The organism is Brevibacterium oceani (assembly GCF_017948325.1).
In the GTDB taxonomy this organism is placed as follows: Bacteria; Actinomycetota; Actinomycetes; order Actinomycetales; family Brevibacteriaceae; genus Brevibacterium; species Brevibacterium oceani.
In genome coordinates this window covers 2549054-2568240 of record NZ_CP072846.1, presented here as the reverse complement: position 1 = coordinate 2568240, position 19187 = coordinate 2549054, and the positions used below count along the sequence as shown (strand labels likewise).

At 62.8% G+C, this 19187-nt stretch carries 12 protein-coding genes and 3 rRNA genes; 12 read left to right on the top strand and 3 right to left on the bottom strand.

Annotated features, from left to right (window positions below):
• Positions 1–132: 132 nt before the first annotated feature.
• The 6 genes from J9314_RS11380 to J9314_RS11355 all read left to right on the top strand — a co-directional run bounded on the left by J9314_RS11380 (position 133) and on the right by J9314_RS11355 (position 8821).
• Positions 133–1657 (top strand): 16S ribosomal RNA (locus tag J9314_RS11380).
• A 424-nt stretch (positions 1658–2081) separates the two neighbouring features.
• Positions 2082–5200 (top strand): 23S ribosomal RNA (locus tag J9314_RS11375).
• A gap of 179 nt (positions 5201–5379) precedes the next feature.
• A 5S ribosomal RNA gene (gene rrf / locus J9314_RS11370) occupies positions 5380–5498 on the top strand.
• Together the 16S, 23S and 5S rRNA genes form the textbook arrangement of a ribosomal RNA operon.
• 85 nt (positions 5499–5583) lie before the next feature.
• A complete protein-coding gene (locus tag J9314_RS11365) occupies positions 5584–5973 on the top strand; it encodes a hypothetical protein (protein ID WP_210602517.1) in 390 nt (129 codons plus the stop codon).
• A 63-nt stretch (positions 5974–6036) separates the two neighbouring features.
• Positions 6037–7827 (top strand): BCCT family transporter, encoded by a 1791-nt coding sequence (locus J9314_RS11360; protein WP_210602516.1) that lies wholly within the window; start codon positions 6037–6039, stop codon positions 7825–7827.
• A 298-nt stretch (positions 7828–8125) separates the two neighbouring features.
• Positions 8126–8821, top strand: coding sequence for a hypothetical protein (locus J9314_RS11355; protein ID WP_210602515.1), 696 nt, complete (start codon positions 8126–8128; stop codon positions 8819–8821).
• 176 nt (positions 8822–8997) lie between these two features.
• On the opposite strand, the gene J9314_RS11350 is transcribed toward J9314_RS11355, so the two are convergent.
• The 3 genes from J9314_RS11350 to J9314_RS11340 all read right to left on the bottom strand — a co-directional run bounded on the left by J9314_RS11350 (position 8998) and on the right by J9314_RS11340 (position 13524).
• Positions 8998–10560: a GMC family oxidoreductase gene (locus J9314_RS11350; RefSeq protein WP_210602514.1), complete on the bottom strand. Its 1563-nt coding sequence runs from the start codon at positions 10558–10560 to the stop codon at positions 8998–9000.
• Positions 10561–10607: 47 nt separating this feature from the next.
• Positions 10608–12086, bottom strand: a complete 1479-nt coding sequence (locus J9314_RS11345; protein WP_210602513.1) for an aldehyde dehydrogenase family protein — start codon at positions 12084–12086, stop codon at positions 10608–10610.
• 637 nt (positions 12087–12723) lie between these two features.
• Positions 12724–13524, bottom strand: a complete 801-nt coding sequence (locus J9314_RS11340) for a hypothetical protein (protein WP_210602512.1) — start codon at positions 13522–13524, stop codon at positions 12724–12726.
• On the opposite strand from J9314_RS11340, the gene J9314_RS11335 reads away from it, so the two are divergent.
• From J9314_RS11335 to recN, 6 genes are all read left to right on the top strand, one after another.
• Positions 13456–14337, top strand: coding sequence for a hypothetical protein (locus J9314_RS11335; protein WP_246490348.1), 882 nt, complete (start codon positions 13456–13458; stop codon positions 14335–14337). The two genes, J9314_RS11340 and J9314_RS11335, sit on opposite strands and share 69 nt — an antisense overlap.
• Positions 14338–14411: 74 nt before the next feature.
• Positions 14412–15407, top strand: coding sequence for an HAD-IIA family hydrolase (locus J9314_RS11330; RefSeq protein ID WP_210602511.1), 996 nt, complete (start codon positions 14412–14414; stop codon positions 15405–15407).
• A complete protein-coding gene (locus J9314_RS11325; RefSeq protein WP_210602510.1) occupies positions 15404–15619 on the top strand; it encodes a hypothetical protein in 216 nt (71 codons plus the stop codon). Before J9314_RS11330 ends, J9314_RS11325 begins: the two co-directional genes overlap by 4 nt.
• Positions 15616–16536 (top strand): SAM-dependent methyltransferase, encoded by a 921-nt coding sequence (locus tag J9314_RS11320; RefSeq protein WP_210602509.1) that lies wholly within the window; start codon positions 15616–15618, stop codon positions 16534–16536. The genes J9314_RS11325 and J9314_RS11320 overlap by 4 nt, the downstream gene beginning before the upstream one ends.
• Complete coding sequence (locus J9314_RS11315; RefSeq protein WP_210602508.1) at positions 16533–17474, top strand: NAD kinase; 942 nt, start codon at positions 16533–16535, stop codon at positions 17472–17474. Before J9314_RS11320 ends, J9314_RS11315 begins: the two co-directional genes overlap by 4 nt.
• Positions 17475–19178 carry a DNA repair protein RecN gene (gene recN, locus J9314_RS11310; RefSeq protein ID WP_210602507.1) on the top strand — a complete coding sequence of 568 codons (1704 nt, stop codon included), beginning with the start codon at positions 17475–17477 and terminating at the stop codon, positions 19176–19178. It abuts the gene before it with no gap.
• Positions 19179–19187: the final 9 nt, after the last annotated feature.

Here is a 19187-nt window from a genome sequence, read left to right as displayed (position 1 = left end):
GGTGGTTCTTCGCCGGACCTCCCGCGATCATCGGGGTGGGCGTTGTGGGTGTTTGGTCGTTTTTTAGTGGTCAACCTTCTCACCCCGTGAGGGGTTGGCTGTCTTGCTGGGATTCATTCGTAACATAATTTTTTTATGGAGAGTTTGATCCTGGCTCAGGACGAACGCTGGCTGCGTGCTTAACACATGCAAGTCGAACGCTGAAGCCCGAAGCTTGCTTCGGGTGGATGAGTGGCGAACGGGTGAGTAACACGTGAGTAACCTGCCCCTGATTTCGGGATAAGCCTGGGAAACTGGGTCTAATACCGGATATGACCACTGACCGCATGGTTGGTGGTGGAAAGTTTTTCGATTGGGGATGGGCTCGCGGCCTATCAGCTTGTTGGTGGGGTAATGGCCTACCAAGGCGACGACGGGTAGCCGGCCTGAGAGGGCGACCGGCCACACTGGGACTGAGACACGGCCCAGACTCCTACGGGAGGCAGCAGTGGGGAATATTGCACAATGGGGGAAACCCTGATGCAGCGACGCAGCGTGCGGGATGACGGCCTTCGGGTTGTAAACCGCTTTCAGCAGGGAAGAAGCGAAAGTGACGGTACCTGCAGAAGAAGTACCGGCTAACTACGTGCCAGCAGCCGCGGTAATACGTAGGGTACGAGCGTTGTCCGGAATTATTGGGCGTAAAGAGCTCGTAGGTGGTTGGTCACGTCTGCTGTGGAAACGCAACGCTTAACGTTGCGCGGGCAGTGGGTACGGGCTGACTAGAGTGCAGTAGGGGAGTCTGGAATTCCTGGTGTAGCGGTGAAATGCGCAGATATCAGGAGGAACACCGGTGGCGAAGGCGGGACTCTGGGCTGTAACTGACACTGAGGAGCGAAAGCATGGGGAGCGAACAGGATTAGATACCCTGGTAGTCCATGCCGTAAACGTTGGGCACTAGGTGTGGGGGGCATTCCACGTTCTCCGCGCCGTAGCTAACGCATTAAGTGCCCCGCCTGGGGAGTACGGTCGCAAGGCTAAAACTCAAAGGAATTGACGGGGGCCCGCACAAGCGGCGGAGCATGCGGATTAATTCGATGCAACGCGAAGAACCTTACCAAGGCTTGACATACACTGGACCGTTCTGGAAACAGTTCTTCTCTTTGGAGCTGGTGTACAGGTGGTGCATGGTTGTCGTCAGCTCGTGTCGTGAGATGTTGGGTTAAGTCCCGCAACGAGCGCAACCCTCGTTCTATGTTGCCAGCACGTGATGGTGGGAACTCATAGGAGACTGCCGGGGTCAACTCGGAGGAAGGTGGGGATGACGTCAAATCATCATGCCCTTTATGTCTTGGGCTTCACGCATGCTACAATGGCTGGTACAGAGAGAGGCGAACCCGTGAGGGTGAGCGAATCCCTTAAAGCCAGTCTCAGTTCGGATCGTAGTCTGCAATTCGACTACGTGAAGTCGGAGTCGCTAGTAATCGCAGATCAGCAACGCTGCGGTGAATACGTTCCCGGGCCTTGTACACACCGCCCGTCAAGTCACGAAAGTCGGTAACACCCGAAGCCGGTGGCCCAACCCTTGTGGAGGGGGCCGTCTAAGGTGGGACTGGTGATTGGGACTAAGTCGTAACAAGGTAGCCGTACCGGAAGGTGCGGCTGGATCACCTCCTTTCTAAGGAGCACACATTAAGATCCTCGTGGCATGACCCGCATGTGGTCATCATGAGAGCTCAAGGGTGGAACATCACAACTCCCGCTCGTCCACCCAGCCGGGTTGAGGTTTGTGCCTCGACGTCGTTGGGATATGGGCTTGCTAGAACGGACACGTTATTGGGTCCTGGAATCACAAGCCCTGACACTTTGGTGTTGGGTGTGGTTTCAACCAACAGGACCGACCCGCACCACAAGCAGCCAGGAGACCTGGTTGGTTGTGGGTGGTGTTTGGTAGTGGTTTGAGAATCGTATAGTGGACGCGAGCATCCATACTGCACACATGTTTTGTGTGTGGTGTGATGTAATGTGATTTTCTTGTGATCATCTTAGAGTGATGAAAATTTTTTTCGCGCACACATGATGCCGACTCCCTTTTGGGGGTTGGGTGAGTGTGTGAGAGCGCATGGTGGATGCCTTGGCATCAGGAGCCGATGAAGGACGTGGAAATCTGCGATAAGCCTCGGGGAGCCGATAAACGGGCGTTGATCCGAGGGTGTCCGAATGGGGAAACCCCGCCATCTGTGAGGGTGGTGACCCGTGTCTGAATATATAGGGCATGTGGGGGGAACGCGGGGAAGTGAAACATCTCAGTACCCGCAGGAAGAGAAAATAATAATGATTCCGGGAGTAGTGGCGAGCGAAACTGGATGAGCCTAAACCTTCGTAGCGTGAGAGCGTGCTGGTGTTGCTGCGTGGGTGTTGTGGGGTGTGCATGTTCTGGTTCAGCATGACCGGGCTGTGTGTGATTGGTGTAGTCGAACCTGGTGGGAAACAGGACCGGAGTGGGTGAGAGTCCCGTAGACGAAACAGTGGTTGCGCATGGTGTGCAGATGCCCGAGTAGCACGGAACTCGTGGAATTTCGTGTGAATCTGCCAGGACCACCTGGTAAGGCTAAATACTTCCTGATGACCGATAGCGGAATAGTACCGTGAGGGAATGGTGAAAAGTACCCCGGGAGGGGAGTGAAAGAGTACCTGAAACCATGTGCTTACAATCCGTCAGAGCAGCATCGTGATGGCTGTGATGGCGTGCCTTTTGAAGAATGAGCCTGCGAGTTAGCGGTGCGTGGCGAGGTTAACCCGTGTGGGGTAGCCGTAGCGAAAGCGAGTCCGAAGAGGGCGTTTCAGTCGCGTGTCCTAGACCCGAAGCGGAGTGATCTAGCCATGGGCAGGGTGAAGCGTGTGTAAGAGCGCGTGGAGGCCCGCACCCACTTCAGTTGAAAATGGAGGGGATGACCTGTGGTTAGGGGTGAAAGGCCAATCAAACTCTGTGATAGCTGGTTCTCCCCGAAATGCATTTAGGTGCAGCGTTGCGTGGTTCTTGCTGGAGGTAGAGCTACTGGATGGCTGATGGGCCCCACCGGGTTACTGACGTCAACTAAACTCCGAATGCCAGTCAAGGTTCAGCGTGGCAGTGAGACAGTGGGGGATAAGCTTCATTGTCGAGAGGGAAACAGCCCAGACCATCAACTAAGGCCCCTAAGCGTGTGCTCAGTGGGAAAGGATGTTCAGTTGCGAAGACAACCAGGAGGTTGGCTTAGAAGCAGCCATCCTTGAAAGAGTGCGTAATAGCTCACTGGTCAAGTGATTGAGCGCCGATAATGTAGCGGGGCTAAGTACACCGCCGAAGTTGTGGCAGCACCACGTGATTCCGTAATGGTGTGGTGTTGGGTAGGGGAGCGTCGAGTCGCCGGTGAAGCTGCAGTGTGAACTAGTGGTGGAGGCGGTTCGAGTGAGAATGCAGGCATGAGTAGCGAAAGACGGGTGAGAAACCCGTCCACCGGATGACCAAGGGTTCCAGGGCTAGGCTAATCCGCCCTGGGTAAGTCGGGACCTAAGGCGAGGCCGACAGGCGTAGTCGATGGACAACCAGTTGATATTCTGGTACCGACACACAACCGACAGTACCAAAACACATGAGACTAACCATGAGCGTGTCCCGTCAGGTCTTCGGATCTGTGGTTGGGCGCGTTTGTGGGACCTGAGTGTGGAGTCGGTAAGCGTGAGGTGTGACGCAGAAAGGTAGCCAGGCCGTGCGATGGTAGTCACGGTCTAAGGTTGTAGCACGTGGGGGTAGGCAAATCCGTCCCCACATAGTGTGTGAGAGCTGATGGGCGCCCCACATTGGTGGGGTGATCTGGTGATCCTCTGCTGCCGAGAAAAGCATCGACGTGAGGGTGTGTGTTGCCCGTACCCTATAACCGACACAGGTGGTCGAGTAGAGAATACTAAGGTGATCGAGAGAATCGTGGTTAAGGAACTCGGCAAAATGCCCCCGTAACTTCGGGAGAAGGGGGACCATCCCGGTGAAGCCAACGTGCTTGGTGATGTGCTGGTGGTGGTCGCAGAGGCCAGAGAGAAGCGACTGTTTATTAAAAACACAGGTCCGTGCGAAGATGTAAGTCGATGTATACGGACTGACGCCTGCCCGGTGCTGGAAGGTTAAGAGGACCTGTTAACCCTGTATGGGGTGAAGCGGAGAATTTAAGCCCCAGTAAACGGCGGTGGTAACTATAACCATCCTAAGGTAGCGAAATTCCTTGTCGGGTAAGTTCCGACCTGCACGAATGGCGTAACGACTTCTCTGCTGTCTCAACCACGAACTCGGCGAAATTGCATTACGAGTAAAGATGCTCGTTACGCGCAGCAGGACGGAAAGACCCCGAGACCTTCACTATAGTTTGGTATTGGGATTCGGGTGTGGTTTGTGTAGGATAGGTGGGAGACTAGGATACTTGCACGCTAGTGTGGGTGGAGTCGATCGGTGAAATACCACTCTGACCATAGTGGATTCCTGAACTTCGGACCCTGATCGGGTTCAGGGACAGTGCCTGATGGGTAGTTTAACTGGGGCGGTTGCCTCCTAAAGAGTAACGGAGGCGCCCAAAGGTTCCCTCAGCCTGGTTGGCAATCAGGTGTCGAGTGTAAGTGCACAAGGGAGCTTGACTGTGAGACGGACGTGTCGAGCAGGAGCGAAAGCTGGGACTAGTGACCCGGCCATGGCTTGTGGAAGCGTGGTCGCTCAACGGATAAAAGGTACCTCGGGGATAACAGGCTGATCTTGCCCAAGAGTCCATATCGACGGCATGGTTTGGCACCTCGATGTCGGCTCGTCGCATCCTGGGGCTGGAGTCGGTCCCAAGGGTTGGGCTGTTCGCCCATTAAAGCGGTACGCGAGCTGGGTTTAGAACGTCGTGAGACAGTTCGGTCCCTATCCGCTGCGTGCGTAGGAAATTTGTGGAGGTCTGTCCTTAGTACGAGAGGACCGGGACGGACGAACCTCTGGTGTGCCAGTTGTTCCGCCAGGAGCATGGCTGGTTGGCTACGTTCGGGATGGATAACCGCTGAAAGCATCTAAGCGGGAAGCCTGCTCCGAGATGAGATTTCCAACCCACTTTGTGTGGGGGGAGGTGTCCTATAGATGATGGGGTTGATAGGCCGGGTATGGAAGCACTGTGAGGTGTGGAGTTGACTGGTACTAATACACCGATCACTCACTCAACTCTTCTTGTTTGGGGTTGGTGTGTGTGCGAGTTTTGTTGTTCTGAGTTTGATTGCTTGAGAATCCGCGTTCGCCCTTGTGGGGTGTGCGTGTGTTGTGTCGATGGGTGTTCGCGTTCGCTGTGCGGTTCTTGGACCATTACCGCCCCTGTTGTGGGGTGTGTAGGGTCTGTGTGGTTTTGCGGTGGTGATAGTGGTGGGGAAACGCCCGGTTAACCGTTCCGATCCCGGTAGCTAAGCCCATTCGCGCTGATGGTACTGCAACTTGGTGGTTGTGGGAGAGTAGGTGACTGCCGCAATATTCTTTGCAGGGAAGGGGTTCCATCCCGACTGGTGAAAACCGGTTCGGATGGAGCCCCTTTCTGATATTCACGAACGGGAACCATGACAACGATTGAGACCCTGCAGAACGAACTCGCACAGCACGGCCGTGTAGAGATCCGCTTCGGACGGACCAAGCAGTTCCTCCGCTCTGCCGGCACGGCACTGCGACTGCGTCGATCCGAATCGGCAGGTCCGCAGGTCATCATCAGTGACCACGGACTCTGGGCCGATACTCACGATTTCCCCGACGTGGTCGTGCCGTGGGCACGCATCCTTGAAGTTCACCTCACCAAAGTCAACGTGAGCTCCCACATCGACGTGAGCATCCGCAGCGCCGACAGCCCCGGTCGCCGGCGGACGCTGCGGCTGCCTCATATGCTTACCGTCGATCCCGAGGTCCTTGCCAAATGGATCGTCATGGAATCGATGGTGCGCGGCGATCCCATCTGAAGCGTGTGTGGTCGACATGATTTCTGTAGTGTGGGGGCCACCACACTATGGAAGGACCTGACCATGCTCGACAAGCTTCATGATGCGTTGAGGCTTCGCACGAACCCGGCCATCTTCTTTTCCTCGGCTGCAGTGATCATCATCTTCGTCCTCGGCACGATCTTCTTCACCGACCAGCTCGACGCCGGTGTATCGGTCGCCTCCGACTGGCTGCTGACGAACCTCGGATGGTTCTACATCCTCGGCGTCACCGTCTTCCTCGGCTTCCTCATCTACATTGCCGCCTCCCGCTACGGACGAGCGAAGCTCGGCCCCGATGACGAACCGCCCGAACACTCCAACGGGGCCTGGTTCGCGATGCTCTTCGCCGCCGGCATCGGTTCGATCCTCATGTTCTGGGGAGTGGCCGAACCCGTCAGTCACTTCGGCGACCCACCGCGCGCCTCGTTGGGAATCGAAGCGGGCACACCGGCCGCCGCGGTCGATGCCATGAACTTCACCTATTACCACTTCACGCTGCACACGTGGACGATCTTCACGCTGCCCGCTCTGTGCTTTGCGTACTTCATCCACAAGCGCAATCTGCCGCCTAGGGTGAGCTCGATCTTCCAGCCCATCCTCGGCGAGAAGATCCACGGCCCGATCGGCAAGACCATCGACGTCGTCGCCATCATCGGCACCGTATTCGGCATCGCCGTCTCGATCGGGCTCGGAACTCTCCAGATCAACGGGGGACTGGCTCAGGTCATCGGGATTCCGGAGAACGCCCTGTGGCAGCTCATCATCATCGGCGTCGTCTGCGGACTCGCGACGATCTCTGTGTCGCTCGGCCTCGACAAGGGCATCAAGGTCCTGTCGAACCTCAACATCGTCATGGCCGTTCTGCTGCTCATCTTCATCGTCGTGTTCGGGCCGACCCTGTTCATGGCCAAGGGAGTCTTCGAGTCCCTCGGCACCTACATCCAGCAGCTGCCGGAATTGGCGCTGTGGAATGACACGTTCGCCGATACTGGCTGGCAGAACACGTGGACGGTCTTCTACTGGGCGTGGACGATCACCTGGTCGCCCTTCGTCGGCATCTTCATCGCCCGGATCTCCCGCGGGCGTACCATCCGCCAGTTCGTCATCGGCGTCCTCGCCATCCCCTCGGCATTCTCGGTTCTGTGGTTCGGCATCTTCGGCTATGCGTCCTTCGACATCGAACTCAACCAGGGCGGCGGACTCGTCGATCGGGTCGTCGATCAGGGAGACATCCCCGGTGCACTGTTCGCGTTCCTCGACCACTACCCGCTGGCGGCACCGGTCTCGGTCATCGCCATCATCCTCGTAGTCATCTTCTTCGTCACCTCGGTCGACTCTGCCGCGCTGGTCGTCGACACGATGAACAACGGCCACGAAGACTTCAACCCGCTTCCGCAGCGGATCTTCTGGGCCGCAGCCATCGCCGTGGTCACCGCCGCTCTGCTCGTGTTCTCCGGCTCAGGCGGACTCGAAGCTCTGCAGTCGACGATCATCCTCGTCGGTCTGCCGTTCTTCATCATCGCCTACTTCCAGATCTACGCCCTCATGCGTGCCCTGCGCGAGGACGCCGGCGCGCTGCCTCGAGTGCGTATGCGGCGGTGGAAGAAGGTCCTGCCGCCCGAAGAGGTCGAACGCCGCGACGGCCACGATGACGAATTCGGCCACCAATACGACGGTGACGAAGACGTCGTCACCAGACCCGAAGCGGTTGAACCCGCGCCGAAGTTCCGCGACCCGTACGTCGAGACGTCTCGTCACAAGGGACGACGAGAAGGGACTCTGGCCAGTCGGACGGGCAGCCGAAGCGCGCCCCGGGACGACGACGCCGGATGACGTAAGGAACCGAATATGACGCAGGGGCCGGAGCAATCATGCTCCGGCCCCTGTCGCATCGGTGCGCGGCCGCACGAGCGTGCCTCGTGACCGGCTGTGCAGCTCTCGGCCGACGAGATCCGTCTGTGAACAACGTCAGCGTTTACCGGCTAAACATCGTTCGTTGGGATTCAGTCTTTTCCGATTACCCGTACCCGAATGCTTGTCGAACTCCTCACCGCGTGCAACGATGAAGTTGTCTGCAAGGTCAGATGCAAATGAATAGCGACTTCCGAATACATACCGAGGGAGAGAACGCATGAACGCATCAACCATCATCTGGATCGTCGTCGTCCTGATAGTCGTAGGAATCATCATTGCCGTCAGCCGCAAGGCCGCAGCGAAGAAGCGCGAACGGCAACGGGAAGAAGCGGCCCAACTGCGTCAGCAGGCTGCTGAAAACGAGCCCGAAGTCCGTGCCCATGAAGCAGAGGTGGAGAAGCAGCGGGCGGAGGCCAAGATGGCGAAAGCCGACGCCGACGCTCGCGCAGCCGAAGCTGATCGACAGGCGGCCGCGGCAGCACAGCTCGACTCCGAAGCAGAGAAGCGTGAACAGGCAGTGCAGGAGGAACGCCTGGCTCACGAACGTCGTCTGGAACGTGCTGAAGATCTCGACCCGGACTCTGGACCGCAGCAGGCCCCGGGCCACGAGAGCGACCAGCGAGCTCAGGGCAACGCCGCTGCGAATGCCGATCGTCCCATTGCCAACCCTGAGCACCGAGTCGCCGGCGACGGTGGCTACGAGACTGACACGGAACGGCAGGCTGTCAACGACGGTGGCTACGTTGCCGAACCAAATCGCGAGACACCGCAGAACGGTCGTCCTGTCGCCGAACCCGAACGCGGTGCTGCCGATGATGGTCGCTACGTGTCCGAACAGGACATCGATGCGGAGTCACTGCGGCGGGGTGACGTCCGTCCTCCCGACGGCGACGGTTCCGAACCCAAACACTGATTCATAGTGACGTTCCTATCCGAGGCATCATCCCGACTCGAATTCGGCCGGGGACGATGACTTCGAACACGACGAAGGGGCCGCTGCATTGCGCAACGGCCCCTTCGTCGTGATCGGCTCAGCTTCGTCATGACCGGCTCAGCCACCTCGGCGGGGGAGAACCGATCATCGATCGGTCACTGACCGGACTTGATCAACTCCGCGCACTTCTCGCCCATCATCATCACGGTGATGTTCGGGTTGACGGTGGTGATCTCCGGCATCGCCGAGGCATCGACGACTCGCAGACGGTTCACGCCCTTGACCCGCAGCTGCGGATCCAGCGGCGACATCTCGTCATCGGGGGCGCCCATCCGCGTCGTACCGACCGGGTGGTAGACGGTGTTGTGGGTGCGGCTGATGTAATCGGCGATCTGCTCGTCGGTCTGCACGTCCTTGCCCGGGAACAGCTCTTCGCCGGCCCACTCGGACATGGCGTCCTGCGACACGATCTCACGCGCCTTCTTGATGCCGGCGACCATGACGCGCATGTCGTGGCCCTCGGGATCGGTGAAATAGCGGGGATCGACCTTCGGCTTGTCCCGGAAGTCCTTCGACCGCAGACGCACCGTGCCGCGCGACTTCGCATGCGTGACGTTCGGGGTCAGGCAGAACGTGTTCTCCGCAGTCGGGTAGCCCTGACGCAGAGTGTGCATGTCGAACGGCACCGAACCGTAGTGGAACATCAGATCCGGACGATCGAGGCCTTCCTCGGTGGGGGAGAAGATGCCGATCTCCCACCACTGGGTCGAATCCTCGACCATCGGCTTCTTCGCCTCCCACGAGATGACACCCTCCGGATGGTCGCCGAGGTGCTCACCGACTCCCGGTGAATCCACGCGAGCCTCGATGCCCACCTCGGCGAGGTGGTCCTTCGGGCCGATGCCGGAGAGCATGAGCAGCTGCGGGGTGTTGATCGCGCCGGCGGAGACGATGACCTCGCGCTTGGCTTCGATGCGGTTGGTCTTGCCGAAGGCGTTGTTGACCACATGCACGGCGGTGCAGTTGTCGTTCTCATCGAACTCGAGCTCCTTGGCCTGAGTGTCGGTGAGGATGGTGAGGTTCTCACGGTCGAGGATCGGGTGCAGGTAGGACACCGAGGACGACGAGCGGGTGCCGTCGTCCTTGCGGTTGACCTGGAAGAAGTTCGCCCCGTTGATGATGGTCTCACCCTCGTTGAACTGCACCCGCGGGATGCCTGCCTGTTCGCAGGCGTCGAGGAGGGCGATGCCGCACGGATCGACCGGCGGCACGTTCATCAGGCTGACCGGACCGTCATGGCCGTGGTGGTCACCGGGCAGTTCGTTGTTCTCGAGCTTCTTGTACAGGCCGATGGTGTCCTTCGATCCCCACCCGGTCGCGCCGAACTTGTTCTCCCAGTCATCGAGGTCCTCACGCGGGGCCCAGAAGGCGATGCACGAGTTGTGCGAGGAGCAGCCGCCGAGCACCTTCGCACGAGCGTGACGCATGTACGAGTTGCCGTTCTCCTGCTCTTCGATCGGGTAGTCCCAGTCGAAGCCGGACTCGAGGAGCTCCATCCAACGGTTCAGGCGCAGGATGACGTCCTCGTCGACATCGGTCGGGCCGGCCTCGAGCAGGCCGACGGTGACCTCGGGGTCCTCGCTCAGGCGCGCGGCGACCGCGGCTCCGGCAGAGCCGCCGCCCACGACAACGTAGTCAAAGCTGTGAGTGGTCTTCACTATCTGATCTCCTTAGTTCGCGATGTGCGTGTGCCGGGGTGCCGGACTCACTTGGTGTGGTCGGGGAACCATCCGGTGACGGCGGGTTCGAGGTTGTGGTAGATGTGCTTGGCCTCCTGGTATTCGGCCAGGCCCGTGGGCCCGAGCTCGCGACCGAAGCCGGACTGCTTGTAGCCGCCCCATTCGGCCTGCGGCAGATAGGGGTGGAAGTCGTTGATCCAGATGGTGCCGTGGCGCAGGCGCTGCGCGACCAGCTGGGTCTTGCCCGCGTCCTGGCTCCACACGGCACCGGCGAGTCCGTAGTAGGTGTCGTTGGCGATCTCGACCGCCTCGTCGACGGTGGAGAAGGTCTCGACGGTGACGACGGGACCGAAGGCTTCGTCGGAGACCACGGACATGCCGCGCTTGACCTGATCGAGCACGGTCGGCAGGTAGTAGTAGCCCTTCTCCAACTCGCCTTCGCCGAACTTTCCGCCGCAGCGCAGGCGTGCGCCCTCGGCGACACCCTTCTCGACGTAGTTTGCGACCTTCTCACGATGAGCCTTGGAGATCAGCGGTCCGGTCTCGGCGGCCTCGTCGAAGGGTCCGCCGAGGCGGATCTGCTCGGCACGCTCGACGAGTTTGTCGACGAACTCCTCGGCGATGGGTTCCTCGACGATGAGTCGGGCACCGGCCGAGCACACCTGACCGGAGTGGACGAACGCGGCGTTGAGCGCGTTGTCCAGGGCTGCGTCGAAGTCGGCGTCGGCGAAGACGACGTTGGGGTTCTTGCCGCCGAGCTCGAGGGCGATCTTCTTGACCGTCGCCGCTGCGTTCTTCGCGAGAAGTCGACCGGTGACGAGGCCGCCGGTGAAGGAGACCATGTCGATGTCTTCGTGCGTGGACAGGGGCGCACCGGCATCGGCGCCGGCACCGAGGATGAGGTTGCCGACACCCGCCGGCAGACCGAGCTCCTCGAGGACCTGCATCGTGAGGATCGCGGTGTGCGGGGTGAGCTCAGCAGGCTTGAGGATGAACGTGTTGCCGGCGGCCAGGGCCGGAGCGATCTTCCACGCGGCCTGCAGCAACGGGTAGTTCCACGGGGTGATGAGTGCGCACACGCCGACGGGCTCGTGCACGATCCGCGAGGCCACGGTGTCGGTGCCGGCGTCGACGACGCGACCGGCGTCGTTGGCAGCGAGCTTGCCGAAGTAGTCGAAGCAGTTCGCGATGTCGTCCATGTCGATCTGCGATTCGACGAAGCGCTTGCCGGTGTCCAGAGACTCGGCGTTGGCGAATTCGTCCTTGCGCTCACGCAGGGTGGCGGCGAACTTCAGCAGCAGGTCGCCGCGTTCGCTGGTGGGCACGGATGACCACACGCCGGAGTCGAAGGCGCGGCGGGCGGCCTTGATCGCCAGCTCGGTGTCGGCGGGGCTGGCCTCGTCCACCTCGGCGACGAAGCTGCCGTCGGCCGGATTGCTGATCGTGCGGGTTCCGCCGTTGACGGCAGACACCCACTTTCCGTCGATGTAGAGAGTGTTGGGCACGATATCTCCTTTTCCTAGCTGGCTGATGGCTGGTGAACGATCGGGGATCTACAGGTGCGACAGTGCCGCTGACCTGGCGCGACAGTGCCGAAACCGACGTTGTCGGGCACCACGATAGGCGAAGTCAGGGGGCGAATGCGCAATCCGATGACACTGGTCACAGTCACAGTCACGGTCACCGTCGCCGTCGCATGTGAGGTTGGTCGTGGTGGTGAGGCCGGTCGGATCGCTGAGGCCGGGGAGCGTGGTTGAGTCGGTCGGTGCAGCGGAGATTCTGCTCGTGGAAGCGCGGAGACATCCGTCGTCCGCACGCATCTCTTCCACGTCAGATTTCATTCATCCCCTGGTGCCTGAGGCGGCGCGGTCTGCCGCTGCCGCCGAACCGATACGAATTCTGTTGGCCTGTCGACTGGATTCGCCACGATTCTAACAGAGGGGCACGGCGGTGACCTGGGCGGCGATCCGCGTGCGGGCGCCCGTGAACGCACCCAGCGACGTGTCCCCGCCCACAGGGCGATGAGGCTGTGTGTGCACTAGAATGGACCGGAATCATCGAAAAGACTTCATAGGGAGAATCGTGGCCCAAGGGGATTCGCGAGACAGCCAGGACAACCGCCGCGCAGATGGCGGTCGCCGCTCAGATCGCGACAATAATCGCAACCGCCGACCGGATGACCGGGGCGGCCGCGGGCCACGTCAGTCCGACCGCCGTGGCGGGTACCAGGGAAATCGCCGGAGCGATGACGATCGCCGAGGTGGTTACCAGGGGAACCGCCGCGGCGATGACGACCGCCGAGGCGGTTACGGACAGAACCGCCGGAACGACGACGACCGTCGGGGCGGCTACCAAGGAAATCGCCGCGACGACGATCGCCGAGGTGGCTACCAGGGGAACCGTCGTGATGATGATCGTCGCGGGGGCTACCAGGGCAATCGCCGGGGCGACGACGACCGCCGTGGCGGCTTCAACCGGGACCGCCGCAATGACGACGACCGTCGCGGGGGCTACCAAGGAAATCGCCGCGACGACGATCGCCGTGGCGGCTTCAACCGGGATCGTCGCGACGACAATGACCGTCGTGGTGGCTACCAGGGGAACCGCCGGGGCGACGACGATCGCCGAGGCGGTTACCAAGGCAATCGCGACGACCGCCGAGGAGACCGCGGAGGGCGCGGTCGCGGGGGATACGGTCGCAACGACAACGATCGCCGCGCATCGCGCAAGACCGACACCGGCGACTATGCGCGTGAACAGCGTGCCCGTCGACCGCGCATCCAGGAACCCGAGATCCCCGAAGACATCACCGGCCGCGAGCTCGACAAGGAGATCTTCGGGCAGCTGCGTTCCCTCGACAAGGAGAACGCGACGATGGTCGCCAAGCACCTCGTCGCCGCCGGCGGTCTGCTCGACCTCGACCCGGAACGCGCTCACGAGCATGCGAAGGCTGCGATGGCCCGCGCCGGCCGTGTCGCCGTCGTCCGCGAAGCCCTCGGCATCGCCGCGTACTACGTCGAGCAGTACGACGAAGCCGTGCGCGAGCTGCGCACGCACCGTCGGATCTCCGGATCGAACGACAACATCGCGCTCATCGCGGACGCCGAACGCGGCCGTGGCAAGCCGGAGAAGGCACTCGAGCTGCTGAAGGCCTCGGACGAACTCGAGCTCGACAATGACACTCGCACCGAGCTCGTCATCGTCGCGGCCGGTGCGAAGTCCGACCTCGAGGACATCGCCGGAGCCCGCCGACTCATCGAAGCCGAGGACTTCACGCAGAAGCCCAGCGGCGCACTCGTCCGACTGATGGCCGCCTACGCGGAGGTGCTGCGCATCGACGGCGAACCCGAACTCGCCGACAAGTACGAAGAGCTCTCCCGTCGCACCGCCAAGGCGACCGGCACCCTCTTCGGCGACGAGGAACCCGACCCGAACGCCGGAGTCCTCATCGAAACCGTCGAAGAGATCGAAGACGAGCCGGAAGCCTCGGACGAAGAATCCGCAGACAGTGCGGGCGCAGAATCCGCCGAGAATGCCGGCGAGTCGACTGATACCGAGGCAGCTGTTGAGGCCGCGGCTGCAGCTCCCGCCGCGTCGAAGACCCACGTCTCGGCCAAAGAACTCAAGTCGGTCAAGGTCACCGACGACGAGATCGAAGCCGAACTCGACGAGATCCTCGCCGACGCAGAAGCCGACAGCGAAAGCGTCGCCGACGCTGAGGACGCTTCGACCCCGGAGGTCGACGAAGAGCAGTGACAGTCACGGTCGAACAGGCACAGAACTCCGACGGATCCACATCCGAGCCCGTGGATGCGCCCGAGGCTTCGAGCATGACCGAGCCCTCGGACACACCCATCGACTGTGTCCTGTTCGACCTCGACGGGGTCGTCTACCACGGCCCTCGAGCGATCGACGGCGCCGTGGACGGCATCAACTGGCTCCACGACCACGCGATCCCCGTCAACTACGTGACGAACAACGCCACCCGCACCCCAGAAACGGTCGCCGACCACATCAGCCGGATCGGCATCGACACGTCGACGGACGAGGTGACCACCTCGGCGCAGGTGCTCGCCGAACGCCTCGCCGAGCGCTTCGGCAAAGGTGCCCGCATCCACCTGATCGGAACCACCGGACTGCGCACCGCGCTCGACGCCGCCAGCCTCGAGATCACGGACTCGGCAGACGCCAACCCCGTCGCCGTCGCGCAAGGGCTCGACCCCCACATCGATTACGACACGATCGTGCGCGCCTGCGAGATCATCCGCTCCGGCGCCGAATGGTGGGCGAGCAACCCCGACTACTCACTGCTGACCGACACCGGCAAGGTCCCCGGCAACGGCGCGTTCGTCGAACTCATGGCCCGGCTCACCGACACCGAACCGGTCATCGTCGGCAAACCCGCCCCGCACATGATGGAATTCGCAGCCGACCGCCTCGGTGCTCGTCGCCCGCTCATGGTCGGCGACCGCCTCAACACGGACATCGAAGGCGGCAATGCGGCGGGCATCGACACCGCGCTCGTGCTCACTGGCATCCACGACATCCACGACGCCCTGCGCGCCGAGCCCGAACGCCGCCCGACCTTCATCCTGCCGAACCTGCGCAGCCTGCCCGCCCTCATCACCGCCGGCGACCGCGGGGACTGCCCACGCATCGAAGCAGAACTGGGCCGAGCCTGGGACGCCATCGACGCCGGGACCACCGACGCCGAGGCGATCCTGGCCGAAGGACGCCTGCCGCGGACCATCGCCGGACCGGTCGACTCCGAACCAGGCACTGCCCCAGTCGGCGCTGTCAGCGACGCACACGAGGAGGATACGTGACCGACGAAACCGCCCCGACGTCTGCACCAGACCCCACAGCACCACATTCCGCCTCGTCACCCGCCCCGACGCCGGCCTCGGCGAGCGGGGAGGTGCCCGTCGAAGCCTGGCGGTCCCGGCTCGAGGAGACGAAGACCCTGCCCGCCGCGCAGCGCCACGATCACCTCGGCGCTCTGCTGGATGACCTCGACGCGCAGGTCGGCTCCTTGTGAGCAGGCTCGACCGGGCACTCGTCGAACGCGGGATCCTGTCCTCCCGCTCCCGCGCCGCCCGCGAAATCGCTGCCGGTCGCGTCGACGTCAACGGGTGCACCGTCACGAAGTCCTCCCATGGCGTGGCCGAATCCGACGAACTCACCGTCACTGAGCCCGACCCCTGGGTCGCCCGCAGCGCCCACAAACTCCTCGGCGCCCTCGCCGCCTTCGACCTCGTCGGTGCTGATGACACGGCTGACCCCGGCAGCACGGCCGACCCCGGCAGCCCAGCCGACCCCGGCAGCCCAGCCGACCCCGGCAGCCCAGCCGACCCCGGCAGCCCAGCCGAAGCAGGCCCCCTCGCCGGGCTCACCGCGCTCGATGCGGGTGCCTCCACCGGCGGGTTCACCCAGGTCCTCCTCCACCAGGGAGTCAGCGAAGTCTGGGCCGTCGACGTCGGCCATGACCAACTCGCCCCGATCCTCCGCGACGACCCGCGTGTGCATGTCCGCGAAGGACTCAACCTCCGCGAACTCGCCGCCTCCGACGTGCCCACCGTCGGCCTCGTCGTCGCCGACGTCTCCTTCATCTCCCTGCGTCTGCTCATCGGCCCGCTCCTGGCTGCCACGGCATCCGACGGTCAACTCCTGCTCATGGTCAAACCCCAGTTCGAACTCGCCCGCGCCTCACTCGACAAACACGGCGTCGTCACCAGCCCGGCCAACCGCCGCCGCGCGCTCGACTCCGTCCTCGACGCTGTGAGCGAACACGACGCGCGCGTGACCGACATCGCGCCCTCACCACTGCCGGGACCGAGCGGAAACAGAGAGTACTTCCTGCGTGTTCGCCCAGGCCGAACCCCGGCTGAGTCCGATAGGCTCGACGAAGCATCCATCCCCGCCCACCTGGAGACGATCATGAGAGGAGAGTCGTGACCAGACACATCATGGTGCTCCTGCATCCCCAGCGCGAAGAGTCGGCCGTGGCCGCCGTCAGCGTATTCAAAGCTCTCCTCGACGACGACGTCACCCCCGTCGTCCTCTCCGACGAGATCGTCGGCATCCGCACCCGCCAGATCGAATCCACCGGCGGCGACGGCATCCTCACCCACTGCACCATCATCGACGACTCCGAACTGGCAGAGTGGCGGGACCGCTGCGAACTCGTCATCGTCCTCGGCGGTGACGGCACCATCCTGCGCGCAGCCGAACGCTTCCACGGCTCCGGCGTCCCCCTCATGGGCGTCAACTTGGGCCACGTCGGGTTCCTCGCCGAAAGCGAGAGGGAAGACCTCGCCGAGGCGGTCCACCGTGTCTCCCAACGTGACTACCTCGTCGAGGAAAGGCTCGCCCTCGACGTGTCCGTGTGGCACGAAGGCGAGAACATCTTCAACTCCTGGGCGCTCAACGAAGCGACGATCGAGAAGACCTCGAAGTCCCGGATGATCGACGTCGTCCTCGGCGTCGACGCCCGCCCCGTGTCCTCCTTCGGCTGCGACGGCGTCATCCTCGCCACCCCCACCGGCTCCACCGCGTACTCCTTCTCCGCCGGCGGACCCATCGTCTGGCCCGAGGTCGAAGCACTCCTGCTCGTGCCCATCTCCGCCCACGCCCTCTTCGCCGAACCGCTGGTCGTCAGCCCGAACTCCCGCCTCGGCGTCGAGATCTCACCGAACAACCCCGAACACTCCGCGGTCCTGTGGTGCGACGGCCGCCGCGCCCTCGAACTGCCCGCAGGCGCCCGCGTCGAAGCCACCCGATCGGCCTCGCCGATCCGCCTCGCCCGCCTGCACACAGGACCGTTCACCGACCGACTCGTCGCAAAATTCCGCCTGCCCGTCTCCGGTTGGCGGGGACCCATCAAGGAGGCCTGAATGATCTCCGAACTGCGGATCTCCCACCTCGGCGTGATCGCCGAAGCCGAGGTCGAACTCGACACCGGCTTCACCGTCGTCACCGGTGAGACCGGCGCCGGAAAGACCATGTTCGTCTCCGCCCTGTCCCTGCTCATGGGCCGCAAGGTCGGCTCCGGAGTCGTCCGCAAGGGCGCGGAGAAAGCCGAGGTCGAAGGCATCTTCACCTCCGTCGCCGACACCGTGCGCGACCGCATCGAAGAGGCCGGCGGCTCCGCCGACGAGGAAGCGATCATCTCCCGCACCGTCGCACTCAAGGGCCGCGCCCGAGCCACCGCAGGCGGGCGCACCGTGCCGATCTCCGTGCTCACCGACATCTCCTCCGACCTCATCACCCTCCACGGCCAGTCCGAACAGCTGCGCCTCAAGGGCGCCGCCCAGCAGCGGCAGCTCCTCGACGCCGCCGGAGGGCAGGAACTCGCCGAGGTGGCCGACCGTTACCGCGCCGCGTACGAGTCCTGGAAGGAGACCGAAACCCGAGTCGCGCGCATCAAGGACTCCACTGCCGCCCGCCGGGAACGCATCCTCTGGCTGCGCGGCTGCCTCGAAGCCATCGACGCCGTCCGCCCCGAACCCGGTGAGGACGAGACCCTGGCCGCCCAGTCGGCGAAGCTCGGCGCCGCCGCCGAGATCACCCGCGCCGTCGGTACCGCCCATGACCTGCTGCTGGGCGGGGAAGTCGACGACGCCGGCGCCGCCGTCGACCTCGTCCACCAGGCGATCTCCGCCATCGCCGATGTCGAAGGCTCCGACAAGGAACTCGTCACCATCCGCGAAGCACTGGGTGACGCGGTGCTCAGGCTCTCTGACTCCGCGGCCGAACTCTCCTCCTACCTCTCCGGGTTCGACGAACTCGGCGAGATCTCCCTGGAGGAGACCGAAGCCCGCCGCGCCGAGCTCGGCACCCTTGCTCCTTATGGTCAGGACGTCACCGAGGTCCTCGACTTCGAATCCCGATCGGCTGCCGAACTGGCCGAGCTCGAGGCCGAGGACCGCGACCTCGACGGACTCGACGCCGAACTCACTGAGGCGCGCGCCGCCATGGACGAAGCCGCCTCGGCGCTGACGACGATCCGCACGGCCACGGCGGAGAAGTTCTCTCAAGACGTGAGCGAAGAGCTGGCCGCCCTGTCGATGCCGAAGGCCGCCGTCGCCTTCGAGATCACCGAACGCGAACCCACCAGCCACGGCGCCGACGACGTGCGGCTGACCTTCGCCGCCCACGAATCCTCGACCCCGGACGACATCGGCAAGATCGCCAGCGGCGGTGAGCTCTCCCGCGTCATGCTCGCCATCGAGGTCGTCCGCGCGGCCAGCGAATCCATCCCCACCTACGTCTTCGACGAGGTCGACGCCGGCGTCGGCGGCAAGGCCGCTGTCGAGATCGGCCGCAGGCTCGCGAAACTCGCCCGCAATGCCCAGGTCATCGTCGTCACCCACCTGCCGCAGGTCGCCGCCTGGGCAGACACGCACGTGACCATCGTCAAGGACGATGACGCCGAGACCGTGCGCTCGGGCGTGCAGGAGCTGACCGATGCCGAACGCGTCACCGAACTCTCCCGGATGCTGGCAGGCATGGACGACTCCGCCTCGGCGCGGGCCCATGCCGCGGAACTCCTCGACTCCGCACGGCAGGTCAAAGAGGAGGCGACGACAGGCGCATGAGACAATGGG